The 14,064-nt window shown below is 66.4% G+C and carries 13 protein-coding genes; 3 read left to right on the top strand and 10 right to left on the bottom strand.

Going from position 1 to position 14,064, the window contains the following annotated elements:
• Positions 1–25: 25 nt before the first annotated feature.
• The 5 genes from OH686_RS19110 to OH686_RS19090 form a co-directional block, all read right to left on the bottom strand.
• Positions 26–2,152: a TonB-dependent receptor family protein gene (locus OH686_RS19110; RefSeq protein ID WP_289534512.1), complete on the bottom strand. Its 2,127-nt coding sequence runs from the start codon at positions 2,150–2,152 to the stop codon at positions 26–28.
• A 104-nt stretch (positions 2,153–2,256) separates the two neighbouring features.
• Positions 2,257–2,586, bottom strand: coding sequence for an AzlD domain-containing protein (locus OH686_RS19105; protein WP_137971419.1), 330 nt, complete (start codon positions 2,584–2,586; stop codon positions 2,257–2,259).
• Complete coding sequence (locus OH686_RS19100; protein WP_289534510.1) at positions 2,586–3,296, bottom strand: AzlC family ABC transporter permease; 711 nt, start codon at positions 3,294–3,296, stop codon at positions 2,586–2,588. The genes OH686_RS19105 and OH686_RS19100 overlap by 1 nt, the downstream gene beginning before the upstream one ends.
• 71 nt (positions 3,297–3,367) lie before the next feature.
• Entirely contained in the window at positions 3,368–4,195 is an 828-nt protein-coding gene (locus OH686_RS19095; RefSeq protein ID WP_289534509.1) for an AraC family transcriptional regulator, read from the bottom strand.
• Positions 4,196–4,199: 4 nt separating this feature from the next.
• Entirely contained in the window at positions 4,200–4,769 is a 570-nt protein-coding gene (locus tag OH686_RS19090; protein WP_289534508.1) for a GNAT family N-acetyltransferase, read from the bottom strand.
• Positions 4,770–4,932: 163 nt separating this feature from the next.
• Here OH686_RS19090 and OH686_RS19085 point away from each other — a divergent pair, with 163 nt between their 5' ends.
• Entirely contained in the window at positions 4,933–8,403 is a 3,471-nt protein-coding gene (locus tag OH686_RS19085) for a hybrid sensor histidine kinase/response regulator (RefSeq protein ID WP_289534506.1), read from the top strand.
• 120 nt (positions 8,404–8,523) lie between these two features.
• Entirely contained in the window at positions 8,524–9,222 is a 699-nt protein-coding gene (locus OH686_RS19080) for a pirin family protein (RefSeq protein WP_289534504.1), read from the top strand.
• Between the two features lie 17 nt (positions 9,223–9,239).
• Here OH686_RS19080 and OH686_RS19075 read toward each other — a convergent pair whose 3' ends face one another.
• The 4 genes from OH686_RS19075 to OH686_RS19060 form a co-directional block, all read right to left on the bottom strand.
• Positions 9,240–10,601: a DNA recombination protein RmuC gene (locus tag OH686_RS19075; RefSeq protein WP_289539051.1), complete on the bottom strand. Its 1,362-nt coding sequence runs from the start codon at positions 10,599–10,601 to the stop codon at positions 9,240–9,242.
• Between the two features lie 174 nt (positions 10,602–10,775).
• Positions 10,776–11,186, bottom strand: coding sequence for a tetratricopeptide repeat protein (locus tag OH686_RS19070; protein ID WP_289534503.1), 411 nt, complete (start codon positions 11,184–11,186; stop codon positions 10,776–10,778).
• Between the two features lie 352 nt (positions 11,187–11,538).
• Positions 11,539–12,291, bottom strand: coding sequence for an RES family NAD+ phosphorylase (locus tag OH686_RS19065; protein ID WP_289534502.1), 753 nt, complete (start codon positions 12,289–12,291; stop codon positions 11,539–11,541).
• Between the two features lie 48 nt (positions 12,292–12,339).
• Complete coding sequence (locus OH686_RS19060; protein ID WP_289534501.1) at positions 12,340–12,711, bottom strand: antitoxin Xre/MbcA/ParS toxin-binding domain-containing protein; 372 nt, start codon at positions 12,709–12,711, stop codon at positions 12,340–12,342.
• A 336-nt stretch (positions 12,712–13,047) separates the two neighbouring features.
• Between OH686_RS19060 and OH686_RS19055 the strand changes: the two genes are divergently transcribed.
• Complete coding sequence (locus OH686_RS19055) at positions 13,048–13,752, top strand: SOS response-associated peptidase (protein WP_289534500.1); 705 nt, start codon at positions 13,048–13,050, stop codon at positions 13,750–13,752.
• Here OH686_RS19055 and OH686_RS19050 read toward each other — a convergent pair whose 3' ends face one another.
• A complete protein-coding gene (locus tag OH686_RS19050) occupies positions 13,753–14,022 on the bottom strand; it encodes a hypothetical protein (RefSeq protein ID WP_289534499.1) in 270 nt (89 codons plus the stop codon). It lies immediately after the preceding gene.
• Positions 14,023–14,064: the final 42 nt, after the last annotated feature.

Below are 14,064 nucleotides of genomic sequence, written 5' to 3'. Positions count from 1 at the left end.
CCTCGCGGCGCCTTCTTCGTCGGCCTCAGAAACTGAGACTGGCCTGCACGTATAGCGTGCGCGGCTGCCCTACGTACTTGCCGTAGTTGTTGTCCAGCGAGCGGGTGAAATACTGGCGGTCGAACAGGTTCTTCACCCCGGCACCCAGGGTGAGGTTGGACAGCTGCGGACCGAAGGCGTATTCGCCACGGGCACTCCAGATGCCATAGCCGGGGATGTCACCGTAGCGACCGTCGGCGGTCTCGTCGCGGTAGTAGATGCGGTTGGCCAGATCGGCGACGTACTGGCGCGACTGGGCGTAGCCGTCCAGGTTCCAGGTCCAGCGATTGCGCTCGTAGCGCAGGCCCAGCGTCGCGGTCTGCCGCGAGTAGAAGTTGAGATCCTGGCCGGCGAAGGCGCCCTTGTCGGCGGTCGCCTTGGTGTAGGCGAAGCTGGCGTAGGTGGACAACCCCTCCAGGCCGCGGCTCAGCGTGCCCAGATCGTAGCTCAGCGCGGTCTCCACACCTTCGTGGGTGGTGGCGCCCATCTGGGTCCAGCCGTCCTGCTTGGCGTACTGCAGCTGGCTGTCGAACTCGATGCGGAACAGGGTGACCTCGCCGCTCCAGGCGCCGTTGTCGTAGCGGGTGCCGACCTCGTAGGTGTGAGCCTTCTCCGGCTCCAGCCCCGGGCCCACCTCGTTGCCATAGGACGGCAGCGGCGCGCCAGGGTCCTGACCCAGCTGGAAGTACTGCAGGCTGCCGAACGAGGTGTTGTAGTTGGCGTACAGCTTCCACTCATCGGACAGGTGATACATAACGTTCAGCGATGGCAGCGGCTCGAGGTAGTTGACCTCGCGCTGGTAGCCGTTCACCCGGCTGTGCCAGGTGGTGCGCACGCGCTCGTAGCGCAGGCCGGGCGTGACGGTCCAGTCGCCGACGTCGATGCGGTCGTCGATGTAGAGCGAGTGCGCCTCGGTGCCACCGGTGTTGTCCGCGGTCACGCTGAACGGGGCACTGTAGGGGTCACCGCCATCGCGCAGATAGGTAGCACCGCGCTCGGTGCTCTCGTGCATGCCCTCGTCGACGTAGCGGTAGCCGACGCCCACCTCGTGGGCCACGTCGCCCCAGAAGAACAGCTGCGAGTAGCGCGGCTCGATACCGAACACGTGGTAGTAGCGCGGATAGGAGAACAGCCGATCATCGGTGGCGCTCTGCTCGGTGACGATGTTGCTGCCGCGATAGCTCTCGTAATAGTAGGAGCCGAGTTCGAAGGTGCGCTCGTCGTCGGGCTTGCGGGTGTACTTGACGGAGATGTCCTTGCGCTCGCCCTCGAAGCTGTCGTAAGGCCGCACCGACTGATAGGGGTCCTCGTTGTACTGAGCGGCGCTCAGCCCGCCCGGCATGTCGGCGTCGGCGCGGTAGTAATGCAGGCTGGCCGCCAGCTCGTCGATCTCGCTGAGGGCGAACTTGCTCTTGAGCAGGAAATCATCGACCAGGGTGCCGTCGTTCTCGTCGCGATAACCGGCTCCGCGGATACCGGAATACATCAGCGCGGCACCGATGCCGTTGTCGGCGGTGCCGCCGAGGAAGGCGCTGGTCTGGGTCTTGAAGCCGCCGGTTTCCGCCGCCTCGGTGCCGATGCTGACGTTGCCGGCCGACTCTTCGGGAATATCGCGGGTGACGAAGTTGATGATGCCGCCGACGTTCTGCGGGCCGTAGCGTACGGCGCCGCCGCCACGCACCACGTCGATCGACTGCAGGTTGCCCACCGCCACCGGCGCCAGCGACAGCTGCGGCTGGCCATAGGGGGCGAAGGCCATGGGGACGCCATCGATAAGGATGGTCGAGCGCGGTGACAGGCGCGAGGTGAGCCCGCGTGCACCGACGTTCAGGGCCAGATCGCTGCCGCCGGTGCCATTGCTCTCCTGCACCTGCAGGCCCGGAACCCGGCGCAGCACATCACGCACATGCTTGGCGCCGCTCTCCTTGATCGTCTCCTCGCGAATCACCGTACGCGCACCGGGGTGATTCTTCACATCCTCGTTGTTCGCTTCGCCGAGCCAGTCGCCGACCACTTCCGCGCCTTCGAGCTCCAGGTTTTCGGCGATGGCCGGCAGGCCGGTGAACGCCAAGGCGACTGCCAGGGCCAGACGATTGTGCTTGCTGACGAGCATGTGTTCCCCCAGTGAACAGGCATAGCCTGAAAAAGGGGCGCACCTTAGGAGAAACGGCAACGATTGTAAATAGCAATTAATATCAATTGAACAAAAAGTCTCTTCTAGACAGGAAACTGTCCCAGCCACCAGCGCAACAGGAAGAACACCAGCAGCCCGCCGCCGATGGTGGCCAGCAGATGGCGGGTCACCGCGGCGATGGCGATGGTCGCAAGGCCAGCCAGCAGATAGGCGTTGTCCAGGCTCAGCGCCCAGCTCTTGCCATCCGGCAGCAGCATGCCGGGCACCACGATGGCGGTGAGCACGGCGGTCGGCACGTAGTGCAGGCCCTGGCGGATCAGCGGCGGGAAGCGCAGGTCGGGGAAGGCGAACAGGCTGTAGCGGGTGGTGAAGGTGATCACCAGCATGCCGAGGATCAGGATCCAGTTTTCCATCAGAACACCTCGTCCTGCAGCAGGCGGTAGCGACGCTCCAGCACCACGCCGACGACGATGCCGGCGAAGGCCGCGGCCATCAGACCGAGCTTGTAAGGCAGCCCGTGGCAGGCCACGGCAACACCCGCAGCGACAAATGCCGCTGCCACCTGCGGGCAGTTGCGCAGCATGGGCACGACGATGCCGATGAAGGTGGCGAGCATGGCGAAGTCCAGGCCCCAGTCACCGATGTTCGGCACCGCCTGGCCGAACACCAGGCCGACCAGGGTGCAGGCCAGCCAGTTGCCGTACATGGCCAGGCCCGCGCCGAGGAAGTACCAGTGCTTGTGCGGCGAGGCGTCGGTCTCGGCATAGCGGTGCTGGACCACGGCAAAGGCCTCGTCGGTCAGCCAGAAGGCCAGCGGCACACGCCAGCGCTTGGGCAGGTGGCGCACGAAGGGTTGCAGGCTGGCGCTGTACAACGCGTGGCGCAGGTTGACCACCAGGGTGGTCAGCCACAGCACGGCAAGGGTCGCGCCGCCGCCGAGCAGGCTGATGGCGATGAACTGGGCGGAGCCGGCGAACACCAGCACCGACATGCCGATGGTCTGCCAGGGCGTGAGCCCGGCCGCACCGGCCAGGCTGCCGTAGATGATGCCGAAGGGCATGGCGCCGAGCAGCATCGGCAGCATGTCGCGAGTGCCCTGCAGGAATTCATGATGACGGGACATGGGACCTCCTTGAATCGAGGAGGCTAGCCGGGCGTTGCGGCCGCTGTCTTGAACGATCTTGCGCGTCTGCCTCAGAAATCGGCACAGGCGCGGCGATACTCGCCGGGGCTGACGCCATAGCTCTGCTTGAACTGCCGACTCAGGTGACTCTGGTCGGAGAAGCCTAGCTGCAGGGCCACCTGCAGCGGCGCACAGCCGGAACGCAGCAGCGCCCGCGCCTGTTCCAGGCGCCGTTGCTTGAGCCAGGCATGCGGCGGCAGCCCGGTGGCGCGGCGGAACACCCGGGCGAAGTGGAAGGGCGAGAGATTCACCAGCGCGGCCAGCTCTTCCAGCGACGGCGGCTCGCCCAGGCGCGCGGCCAGCAGCTCCTTGGCCAGAGCCACGGCGCGTGGCTCGCGACCGGGCTCGGCCGGCTGGGATATCCGCGCGTGGCGCTGGAACAGCAGCAGGATCGCCTCGCGCCAGGCCGTCTGCTGCTGCAGGGCATCGGCGTCGCTGTCGAGCAGGCGGTGCAGCTGGCCGAAGGCCTGGTGCAGATCGAGGTCCTGCAGCACGCTGACGCCAAACGATGGCATGCCGCCACCGGCCAGTCCCAGCTCCGCCAGCACACCCTGGACCTGCGCCGGCGCCGGGTAGAAGCCACGGTACCACCAGCCCTGCTCGTGGGCCTTGGAACCGGTGTGCACCTCGTCCGGGTTGATCAGCACCATGCTGCCGACCGGCGCCAGATGATCGCTTCCGCGATGGCGGAAGCGCTGGGCGCCGCCCTCGATCACGGTGAACACGAAGCCCTCGTGCACATGTGGGGCGAAGCGCTGTTCGATGTAGCGCGCGTGCAGCAGCTCGACGCCGGTCAGCGCCTGGCTCTCCCAGAAGCGGGTTCGCTCGCCGCCGGCCAACGCCTCACGCGCCGAAGCGCGCCTCCAGACCGGCCTTGACCTGCGGCCACTCGCTGTCGGTGATGCTATACATCACGGTGTGATCGAGACGGCCATCGGCCAGGCGCCGGTGGTTGCGCAGCAGCCCCTCGCGCTGGGCACCGAGCTTCTCGATGGCGCGCTGCGAGCGCAGGTTGCTGGCGGCGGTCTTCAGCTGCACGCGCACCAGCTGCCACTCCTCGAAGGCGTGGCGCAGCATCAGGTACTTGATCATGCGGTTGAGGCCGGTACCGTGCTGGCGGGCGTCCAGCCAGGTCGCGCCGATCTCGGCGGCCGGCAGCACCGGATTGAAGTCGAAGAAGCTGGTGGTGCCGACCAGCTCGCCGGCCAGGCGGATGGCGAACACCACCTCGCGGCCCTCGCGCTGCTCGGCCAGGGCGTTGCGGTACCAGTCCGGGCGCGTGGTGCCGCTCATGTACTGCTGGGACTCGCGGTTGGCCTCGGCCAATTCCAGCAGGCCCGGCAGATCGCTCTCGCTCAGCGGGTCGAGGCGCAGGGCCCCCTGCTGCAGGGCGACGGGTTGAGGCTTGAACATGACACGAACTCCGGTAAAGCGACCACGGCCGGCCACGCTAGCAGGCGCCTGGCGGCGACTCAAGCCGTTGCGACCTTGGTCGGCCTGACGATTGCGGCGCCGCGTGCGAGACTAAACCCATAGCCAATGGTCTTGCTGACCATGCCCCACACGCGGAGTTCGCATGTCGCTGTCCGGCGGATTGATCGCCTTCGTCGCCCTGGCCTACATGGCCATCCTCTTCGCCATCGCCTTCTATGGCGACCGCCGCCGCACGCCGCTCAAGCCGCGCCTGCGCGCCTGGGTCTTCAGCCTCTCGCTGGCGGTGTACTGCACCAGCTGGACCTTCTTCGGCGCTGTCGGCCAGGCCGCCGGCCAGCTGTGGTCGTTCCTGCCGATCTACCTGGGGCCGATCATCGTCCTGCTGTTCGCCCCCTGGGTGCTGGAAAAGATGGTGGCGATCAGCAAGCGCGAGAACATCACCTCCATCGCCGACTTCATCGCCGCCAGATACGGCAAGTCGCAGAGCCTGGCGGTGGTGGTGGCGCTGATCTGCCTGGTCGGCGTGCTGCCCTATATCGCCCTGCAGCTGAAAGGCATCGTGCTCGGCGTCAACCTGCTGATCGGCACTACACCCAGCCCCACCCGCAGCCAGGACACGGCGCTGATCGTGTCGCTGATCCTGGCCCTGTTCACCGTGCTGTTCGGCACCCGTAGCCTGGATGTCACCGAGCACCACCGCGGCATGGTGCTGGCGATTGCCTTCGAATCGCTGGTCAAGCTGCTGGCCTTCCTCGCCGTCGGCGTGTTCGTCACCTGGGGCCTGTTCGGCGGTTTCGGCGACCTGCTCGATCGCGCCAGCCAGGCCCCGGCGCTGGAGGACTACTGGTCGCAGACCGTGAGCTGGCCGGCCATGCTGGTGCAGACCGGCCTGGCCATGACCGCGATCATCTGCCTGCCTCGGCAGTTCCACGTCAGCGTGGTGGAGAACATCGAGCCGGCCGACCTGCGCCTGGTGCGCTGGGTGTTTCCCGCCTACCTGCTGCTGGCCGCGCTGTTCGTGGTGCCCATCGCCCTGGCCGGCCAGCTGATCCTGCCGCAGGGCGTGCAGCCGGACTCCTTCGTGATCAGCCTGCCGCTGGCCGAGGCGCACCCGGCCCTGGCCATGCTGGCCTTCATTGGCGGCGCCTCGGCCGCCACCGGCATGGTGATCGTCGAGGCCGTGGCGCTGTCGACCATGGTCAGCAACGACATGTTGCTGCCGGCCCTGCTGCGCCGGCAGAACGCCGAGCGGCCGTTCGAGGCCTTCCGCCAGTGGATGCTCAGCGCGCGGCGCCTGAGCATCCTGATCATCCTGCTGCTGGCCTATGTCTGTTATCGCCTGCTCGGCACCAACGCCAGCCTGGCCACCATCGGCCAGCTGTCCTTCGCCGCCATCGGCCAGCTGGCGCCGGCCATGTTCGGCGCCCTGGTGTGGAAGCAGGCCAACCGCCGCGGCGTGTTCGCCGGCCTGGCTGCCGGCTGCGCCCTGTGGTTCTACACCCTGGTGCTGCCACTGGTGGCCGGCGGCCTGCGCTGGTCGCTGGACAGCTTCCCGCTGCTGCCGGAGCTGCTGTACTACCCGGTCGGTTTCGAGATCGATCCGCTGACCCGTGGCGTGGTGCTGTCGCTGGCCGGCAACTGGCTGCTGTTCGCCCTGGTCTCGTCGTTTTCCCGCACCCGCGTCTCCGAGCACTGGCAGGCCGGCCGTTTCATCGGCCTGGACACCGGCGCCAAGTCCGGCAGCCGCAACCTGTTGGCCGTGCAGGTGGCCGATCTGATGGCCCTGGCCGCGCGCTTCGTCGGCGAGGAGCGGGCGCGGCAGAGCTTCGTGCGCTTCGCCTACCAGCAGGACCGCCCGTTCAACCCGACGCAGAATGCCGACCCCGAGTGGATCGCCCACACCGAGCGCCTGCTGGCCGGCGTGCTCGGCGCCTCCTCGACCCGCGCTGTAGTGCGCGCGGCCATCGAGGGCCGGGAGATGCAGGTCGAGGACGTGGTACGCATCGTCGACGAGGCCAGCGAGGTGCTGCAGTTCAACCGCGCCCTGCTGCAGGGCGCGATCGAGAACATTACCCAAGGCATCAGCGTGGTCGACCAGAACCTGCAGCTGGTGGCCTGGAACCGCCGCTACCTGGAACTCTTCGAATACCCGGACGGGCTGATCGGGGTCGGCCGGCCGATCGCCGACATCATTCGCTACAACGCCGAGCGCGGCCTGTGCGGCCCCGGCGATGTGGAAGAGCACGTGACCAAGCGCCTCTACTGGATGCGCCAGGGCAAGCCGCACACCTCCGAGCGCCTGTTCCCCAACGGCCGGGTCATCGAGCTGATCGGCAACCCCATGCCCGGCGGCGGCTTCGTCATGAGCTTCACCGACATCACCGCCTTCCGCCAGGCGGAGCAGGACCTGCTGGCGGCCAACGAGGGCCTGGAGCAGCGGGTGGAGGAGCGCACCCACGAGCTGTCGCAGCTGAACCAGGCCCTGGGCGAGGCCAAGGGCAACGCGGAGAGCGCCAATCAGTCGAAGACCCGCTTCCTCGCCGCCGTCAGCCACGACCTGATGCAGCCGCTCAACGCCGCGCGGCTGTTCTCCGCCTCCCTCTCCCACCAGCAGGAGGCCCTGCCCGCGGAGGCACAGGAACTGGTGCGCCATCTGGACAGCTCGCTGCGCTCGGCCGAAGACCTGATCACCGACCTGCTGGACATCTCGCGCCTGGAGAGCGGGCGCATCACCCCCGAGCGCAGCCAGTTCCCCCTGGCCCAGCTGTTCGAGGCCCTCGGTGCCGAGTTCAAGGTGCTGGCCCAAGAACAGGGCGTGGACTTCCACCTGGTGCCCAGCCGCCTGCGCATCGACAGCGACCCCAAGCTGCTGCGCCGGGTACTGCAGAACTTCCTCACCAACGCCTTCCGCTATGCCCGCGGCCACGTGCTGCTAGGCGCCCGCCGCGACGGCGAGTTCCTGCGCCTGGAGGTGTGGGACCGCGGCCCGGGCATTCCCGAGGACAAGCGCAAGGTGATCTTCGAGGAATTCAAGCGCCTGGACAGCCACCAGACCCGCGCCGAGAAGGGCCTGGGCCTGGGCCTGGCGATTGCCGACGGCCTATGTCGGGTGCTCGACCATCGCCTGGAAGTGCGCTCCTGGCCGGGCAAGGGCAGCGTGTTCAGCGTGCGCGTGCCGCTGGTGCGCGGCGCCGCACCGCAGGTCGTACCGGCGAGCAGCGAGCTCAACGGCCACACTCTCGGCGGCGCCCAGGTGCTGTGCATCGACAACGAGGACAGCATCCTCACCGGCATGCACAGCCTACTGTCGCGCTGGGGCTGCCAGGTGTGGACGGCGCGCAATCGCCTGGAATGCGAGCACCTGCTCGACGAAGACGTGCGCCCGCAGCTGGCGCTGATCGACTATCACTTGGACGAAGGCGACACCGGCACCGAGCTGATGGCCTGGCTGCGCACCCGCCTGGGCCAGCCGCTGCCCGGCGTCGTGATCAGCGCCGATGGCCGCCCCGAACTGGTGGCGGAGGTGCACGCCGCCGGCCTCGACTACCTACCCAAGCCGGTCAAGCCAGCGGCCCTGCGCGCGCTGATCAGCCGGCACCTGCCTCTGGCATAAACCATTTATTTAATCGATAGGAAGTAGCGGTTTTTTGCGATTTTTATCCATAGATACTCGATAGATGATGCTCGCCATCCCTGCGGCGCAATACGGCGCCGCAGCCACGGAGTCATCACCATGATCGAAGTACGCCCGTTCGCTTCGCTCGGCCGCGCCCACCATGGCTGGCTGAACGCCCGCCACCACTTCTCCTTCGCCGAGTACCAGGACCCGCAGCGGGTCAACTGGGGCCGCCTGCGCGTGTGGAACGATGATGAGATCGCCGCCGGCTCGGGCTTCCCGCCGCACCCGCACCATGACATGGAGATCATCACCTACGTCCGCGAAGGCGCCATCACGCACCGCGACAACCTGGGCAACCAGGGCCGCACCGAGGCCGGCGACGTGCAGGTGATGAGCGCCGGCACCGGCATCGCCCACTCGGAATTCAACCTGGAGGACGTCACCACCAAGATCTTCCAGATCTGGATAATCCCGGACCAGCAGGGCGAAGCGCCGTCCTGGGGCGCCAAGCCCTTCCCGCAGGGCGAGCGCGCCGGCCAGTTCGTGATCCTGGCCAGCGGCCACGCCAGCGACGAGGAGGCCCTGCGCATCCGCGCCGATGCCCGCCTGGCCGCCGCTACCCTGAGCGCCGGGCAGAGCGCCGAGTACCCGCTGGGCCGCCTGCGCAAGGGCTACCTGGTGGCCGCCAAGGGCCGTATCGAAGTCAATGGCGTGCAGGCGCTGGAGCGCGACGGCGTGGCCATCGCCCAGGAAGAAGTGGTGCGGGTCACCGCGCTGGAAGACAGCGAGGTGATTCTGGTCGACGTGGCCTGAGCCGCGAGGCGGGCGAGTTACTCGCCCGTCTCGTCCAGCAGGGGCATGCCGGCGGCACGCTCGATGAGATCCGCCGGCAGGCTCTTGCTGGCGCGGGCGCCGAGCAGCTTGAGATTCTCGACCCGGTTGATCAGGTTGCCGCGGCCTTCGCACAACTTGTTGCGCGCCGCGTCATAGGCCTTGTCCAGCTGTTTGAGGCGGCTGCCCATCTCGTCCAGGTCGGCAATGAAGGCGACGAACTTGTCGTACAGCTGGCCGGCCCGCTCGGCGATATCGCGGGCGTTCTGGCTCTGCCGCTCCTGACGCCACAGGCTGTCGATGACCCGCAGGGTGGCCAGCAGCGTGGTCGGGCTGACGATCACCACATGCTGCTCGAAGGCCTCCTGGAACAGCCCCGGATCGGCCTGCAGGGCCGCGGCGAAGGCTGCCTCGATAGGTACGAACAGCAACACGAAGTCCAGGCTGTGCAGGCCCTCCAGACGCTGGTAGTCCTTCACCGACAGCCCCTTAAGGTGGCTGCGCAGGCTCAGTACATGCTGCTTCAGGGCATGGGCGCGGACCGCGTCGTCCTCGGCGACGATCATCGCCTGGTAGGCGGTCAGGCTGACCTTGGCATCGACGATCACCTGCTTGTCGCCGGGCAGCTGGATCAGCACATCCGGCTGGAAACGCTCGCCGTCGGCGCCCTTGAGGCTGACCTGGGTGTGATACTCGCGCCCCTTCTCCAGGCCGGCATGCTCCAGCACCCGCTCCAGCACCAGCTCGCCCCAATTGCCCTGAGTCTTCTGGCCCTTGAGCGCGCGGGTCAGGTTGGTCGCCTCGTCGCCCAGACGCTGGTTGAGCAGCTGCAGGCGCTCCAGCTCCTTGGCCAGGGAGAAGCGCTCGCGTGCCTCGTTCTGGTAGCTCTCCTCCACGCGCTTCTCGAACGCCTGGATGCGCTCCTTGAGCGGATCGAGCAACTGGCCGAGGCGCTGCTGACTGGTCTCGGCGAAGCGCTGCTCGCGCTCGTCGAAGATCTTCCCGGCCAGCTCGGCGAACTGCGCACGCAGCTCGTCGCGGGCGGCCTGCAGATCGCTCAGGCGCTGCTGGTGATGTTCCTGCTGCTCACGCAGCTCGGCGGCCAGGCCGGCGCGCTGGCTCTCCAGCTGGCGCAGCTGGCCTTCTTTATTCTCGCGCTCGCGCGCCCATTCCAGGGCTGCCGTCTGCGCGGCCTCGCGCTCGCGGCCGAGCAACTCGCTCTCGCGGCGCAGGGCGGCCAGTTCGGCCTGCTGGCGAGCGCTTTCCTGCTGCTGGCTGCGCAGATCATCGTTGGCGCCATCGAGCTGGGCGCTCAGGCCTTCCTGAGCCAGGCGCGCCTGGCTCAGGCGCTCTTCAAGCAACAGGCGCTCGGCCGCCTGGCTCGCCAGCCCGCGCTGCTGGCGCCACAACAGCACGGCCAATGGCGCGGCGCCGAGCAACAGGCCGAGCAGCAGATTGGGCAGATCAAGAACGAAGGAAACGGGCACGGGCGAACTCGCTGGCGGAAGGAATGCCCGGCAGTATACCCGCGTCGATCAGTGATCGAGACGCTGCAGCAGGCGCACGGCCTCGTGGGAACCCTGGGCAGCGGCCAGCTCCAGCCAGTGCCTGGCCTGCAGCGGCTCGCGCTGGCGCGGCTGGCAATAGAGACGGCCGAGCTCCAGCTGAGCGCGCAGATCGCCGGCGCGGGCCGCCTGACGCAGCAGCTCCTGACCGATGCGACGATCGCGGGCGTTGCCGCAGTCGCGACACAGCAATTGGCCGAGGCGGCTCTGCGCCGCGACCACGCCCTTGCGGGCCGGCTGCTTGAGCAGGCCTCCGGCGAAGCGCTTGATGGTGGAGTGGTGCCCCAGGCGGGGGCGATCGAGCAGCCAGAAGGCCAGACGAACCGGCAGATGATTGCCCATGTCGGGCTGATGCTGGACGGACAGAACGCGAGACTTCATGTAAGCGACGGCTGGCTTCGGGGCGCGCCACTCTACTCTCTTTTCCCGCCCGGTAAAGACTTGCCAAACGCGCAAAACCGCGCTCTAGAGCAACTACTCTGACAATCCACAGAAGCTGTGGATAACTACGTGGACAACTTGGTGGAAACCTTTCTTATCGCCCAGTGCCTGCGGCCTCGGCTCAAACTGATGCTTTTTTCACCAATGAAAAAATTCCTTATTTTTCATTGACTTGAAAAATGATCACGGAGAATCAAGCGGTTACGACGCTTTGTGACAGAAGCTTGACAAGCTGCTTCGCCAATGTGCACAAGTGCGCCGCCCTCGCCCTCTTTCAGCGCACGCGCAGGCCCTAGGCAGGCTGCGGCAGGTGCCCCTCGACCAGGTACAGCTCTAGGCCGAACAGGCGGGGAATATCCGGCGTCTGGGCACTCTTGAAGGCCACATATCCGGAGGTGGTTTCGCACAACCAGGGCTGCAGGTTGCGTGGACGTTTCTCGCTGAACGCGGCAGGTGCATACAGGGCGACATTGGTGCCCCGCAATGGGCAGCGCGCCGAGGGATACTCGAACGCCTCCACCCCCGCCTCGCGCATGGCGCTGCCCAGTTCATGGGTAGCCCGGTAGTCGCTGCGATGAGTCAGCGCCTGGCGGTACCGATCGAACGGCGGCAGCTGCAGGCGAATGCCGCGCTGCACCTGATAGCGCGCCTCGAAGGAAGAATGCTCGGAGAGGATGCGCCCGCTGGGCGGCGGCTCGGCCATGCCGTACCACAGCACGAAACGGTAGAAGGCGGTCTCGGCCATCGCCGTTTCCAGCTGGCAGGCGGCATAGAACAGGCTCGGCTCATGACGCCGGCCGAAGCGCGACCCCCAACGCAGCGGCGGGTAACGGAACGGCGTGTGCAACAAGTAGTGCAATGGCTCGTCGCTGGGTGGTAGCGGCGGCTTGCTGCCCTCCAGCAACTGCTCGAGCAGCGCCTGCTCTTCCAGGGTATCCACCAGCTGCAGGGTGGCCACCTGCTCCTGGTTCTCCACCAGGCGTACCAGCCGGCCGCGCAATGGAGTCAGCTGTTCTGCGCCGGCACAGGCCTGCCAGATATCCATATCGGAAACTCGCTTAGCTCCGCCAAGGCGGGGCATCGGGAAAGGAAGTCAGACCTTGCCGCGGATCGCGTCGAGGTACTCCACCACACGCACCAGCCCCTGCACCTGGCCCATCTGCTCCAGCGGCACACCGGCCAGATGGCGGTTCTCGGTACGCAGGAAATGGCGCATGTCATCAAGATTGCCGCCAAACAGGGCAAACAGGGCGCGGTAGATACGGATCAGCAGCAGCGCCAGTTCGCCAGTCTTGCTCTGCGGACGCAGACCGCCGCTATCGCCCCAGCGGCTGATGGCAGAACGGTTGACTCCGACTATTCCCGCCAATTCCTGCTGGGTCAGCCCCAACTGCTCGCGGGTACTGAGCAGGGCCTTGAGCAATACCGCATCGGCATCGACGCCGGGCTTGCTGAGCGCACTCATGTTCGCCTCCATATGTTCGTTTGAAACAAACATAGCAAATTAATTGCAAAACAAACACTAGAGAAGTTATTTGGGAGGTGAGCCTCAATACTAAACAGCGCACTGGCAGGCAACTTTTCCATGCCTAGAAACGCAAAAACCCCTGAAGTCCGAAGACTTCAGGGGTTTTGCACTTTGTATGGCGGGAAGATAGGGATTTGAACCCCGAGCGCCGTTCAGCGTGTACGCCGCAGGCCGCATTAGTCCAGGGATGATGCGCTGTAGCCTGGCCACGGGCGGACCTATCCGGCCCGCGTTTGGTCCTAAAATGGTCCTAAACCGTTTCGAGGACCAGGCATGTGCGGTCGATACGTCACACCAGATGAAGCAGCCATGGAGCGCCGCTGGCACATCGGGGCGCGAAACGTGGGGAAGTGGATCCGGACCGGATTCAATGTGGCGCCGACCCGGCAGGTGCCGCTGGTCCTGCTGAACGACGAAGGGCAGCAGGAGGTCGTGTCTGGGAGGTGGGGCCTAATTCCCCACTGGTGGAAGCAGCCGAAGCCGCCGACGCTGAGCTTCAATGCGCGCAGCGAAGAGGCGGCGACGAAGCCGATGTGGCGGGACGTTATCCGCCGGCAGCGCTGCCTGATGCCCGCAGCCGGCTGGTATGAGTGGAACGAGCACGAACAGGTACGGAACCGCGCCGGCAAGATCGTTAACCAGCCCTACTACCACCACGCGGCCAACGACGAAGTGCTGGCGATCGCCGGGCTATGGTCAGTTTGGAAGGGGCCCGAAGGTCAGGATGTCCTCAGCTGCGCACTGATCACGAAGGAGGCTGCAGGCCCGGTGGCAGCGGTCCACCACCGAATGCCTGTCATCCTGGCGCCTGAGCAGTTTGATCTGTGGCTCTCCCCGTCGACGTCGTCCGAGCAGGTGCACAGCGCGATCGCGCTGAGCCGTGAGGACTTCGAGGCATATCCAGTCAGCACCGACGTGGGCAATACCAAAAACGAGTACCCGGAACTGCTCGACCGGGTGCCCGTCACCCTGGCGTAATCAGTTGGAATGGATGCTCACCACGCCCTCTCCCCGAGCAATCCAGGTCTCCTCCGGGGCGTTTGGGGATGGCATCAGGAATACTTCGACGGTTTTGCCATCTGCCGGATCCGCTGGCCGGATGCGGGCATAGCGGTATGTCGTGCGGCCGTGGTCCACGGTGTAGGTGCTGGCCGAGCGATGGAAGTCCCAAACACCCCACCCGCCCGCGTCGCTCAGCTTGCGATCGAGGTGGTAAGCCGACCCGTGATTCATGCGGATGAGCAGCATCAACAAACTCCAGCTTTGATATGGCCGGCGATTGTACGGGCG

Source organism: Pseudomonas sp. SO81, from assembly GCF_030374125.1.
Classification (GTDB): Bacteria; Pseudomonadota; Gammaproteobacteria; order Pseudomonadales; family Pseudomonadaceae; genus Aquipseudomonas.
The sequence above is the reverse complement of the archived record's forward strand: the minus strand, read 5'-3'. Positions and strand labels throughout refer to the sequence as shown.

Bases quoted from the DNA above. Each gene is read 5' to 3' on its own strand.
- OH686_RS19110 (WP_289534512.1), bottom strand. From the start codon at position 2,152: ATGCTCGTCAGCAAGCACAATCGTCTGGCCCTGGCAGTCGCCTTGGCG.
- OH686_RS19105 (WP_137971419.1), bottom strand. From the start codon at position 2,586: ATGGAAAACTGGATCCTGATCCTCGGCATGCTGGTGATCACCTTCACC.
- OH686_RS19100 (WP_289534510.1), bottom strand. From the start codon at position 3,296: ATGTCCCGTCATCATGAATTCCTGCAGGGCACTCGCGACATGCTGCCG.
- OH686_RS19090 (WP_289534508.1), bottom strand. From the start codon at position 4,769: ATGTTCAAGCCTCAACCCGTCGCCCTGCAGCAGGGGGCCCTGCGCCTC.
- OH686_RS19085 (WP_289534506.1), top strand. From the start codon at position 4,933: ATGTCGCTGTCCGGCGGATTGATCGCCTTCGTCGCCCTGGCCTACATG.
- OH686_RS19080 (WP_289534504.1), top strand. From the start codon at position 8,524: ATGATCGAAGTACGCCCGTTCGCTTCGCTCGGCCGCGCCCACCATGGC.
- OH686_RS19070 (WP_289534503.1), bottom strand. From the start codon at position 11,186: ATGAAGTCTCGCGTTCTGTCCGTCCAGCATCAGCCCGACATGGGCAAT.
- OH686_RS19065 (WP_289534502.1), bottom strand. From the start codon at position 12,291: ATGGATATCTGGCAGGCCTGTGCCGGCGCAGAACAGCTGACTCCATTG.
- OH686_RS19060 (WP_289534501.1), bottom strand. From the start codon at position 12,711: ATGAGTGCGCTCAGCAAGCCCGGCGTCGATGCCGATGCGGTATTGCTC.
- OH686_RS19055 (WP_289534500.1), top strand. From the start codon at position 13,048: ATGTGCGGTCGATACGTCACACCAGATGAAGCAGCCATGGAGCGCCGC.
- OH686_RS19050 (WP_289534499.1), bottom strand. From the start codon at position 14,022: ATGCTGCTCATCCGCATGAATCACGGGTCGGCTTACCACCTCGATCGC.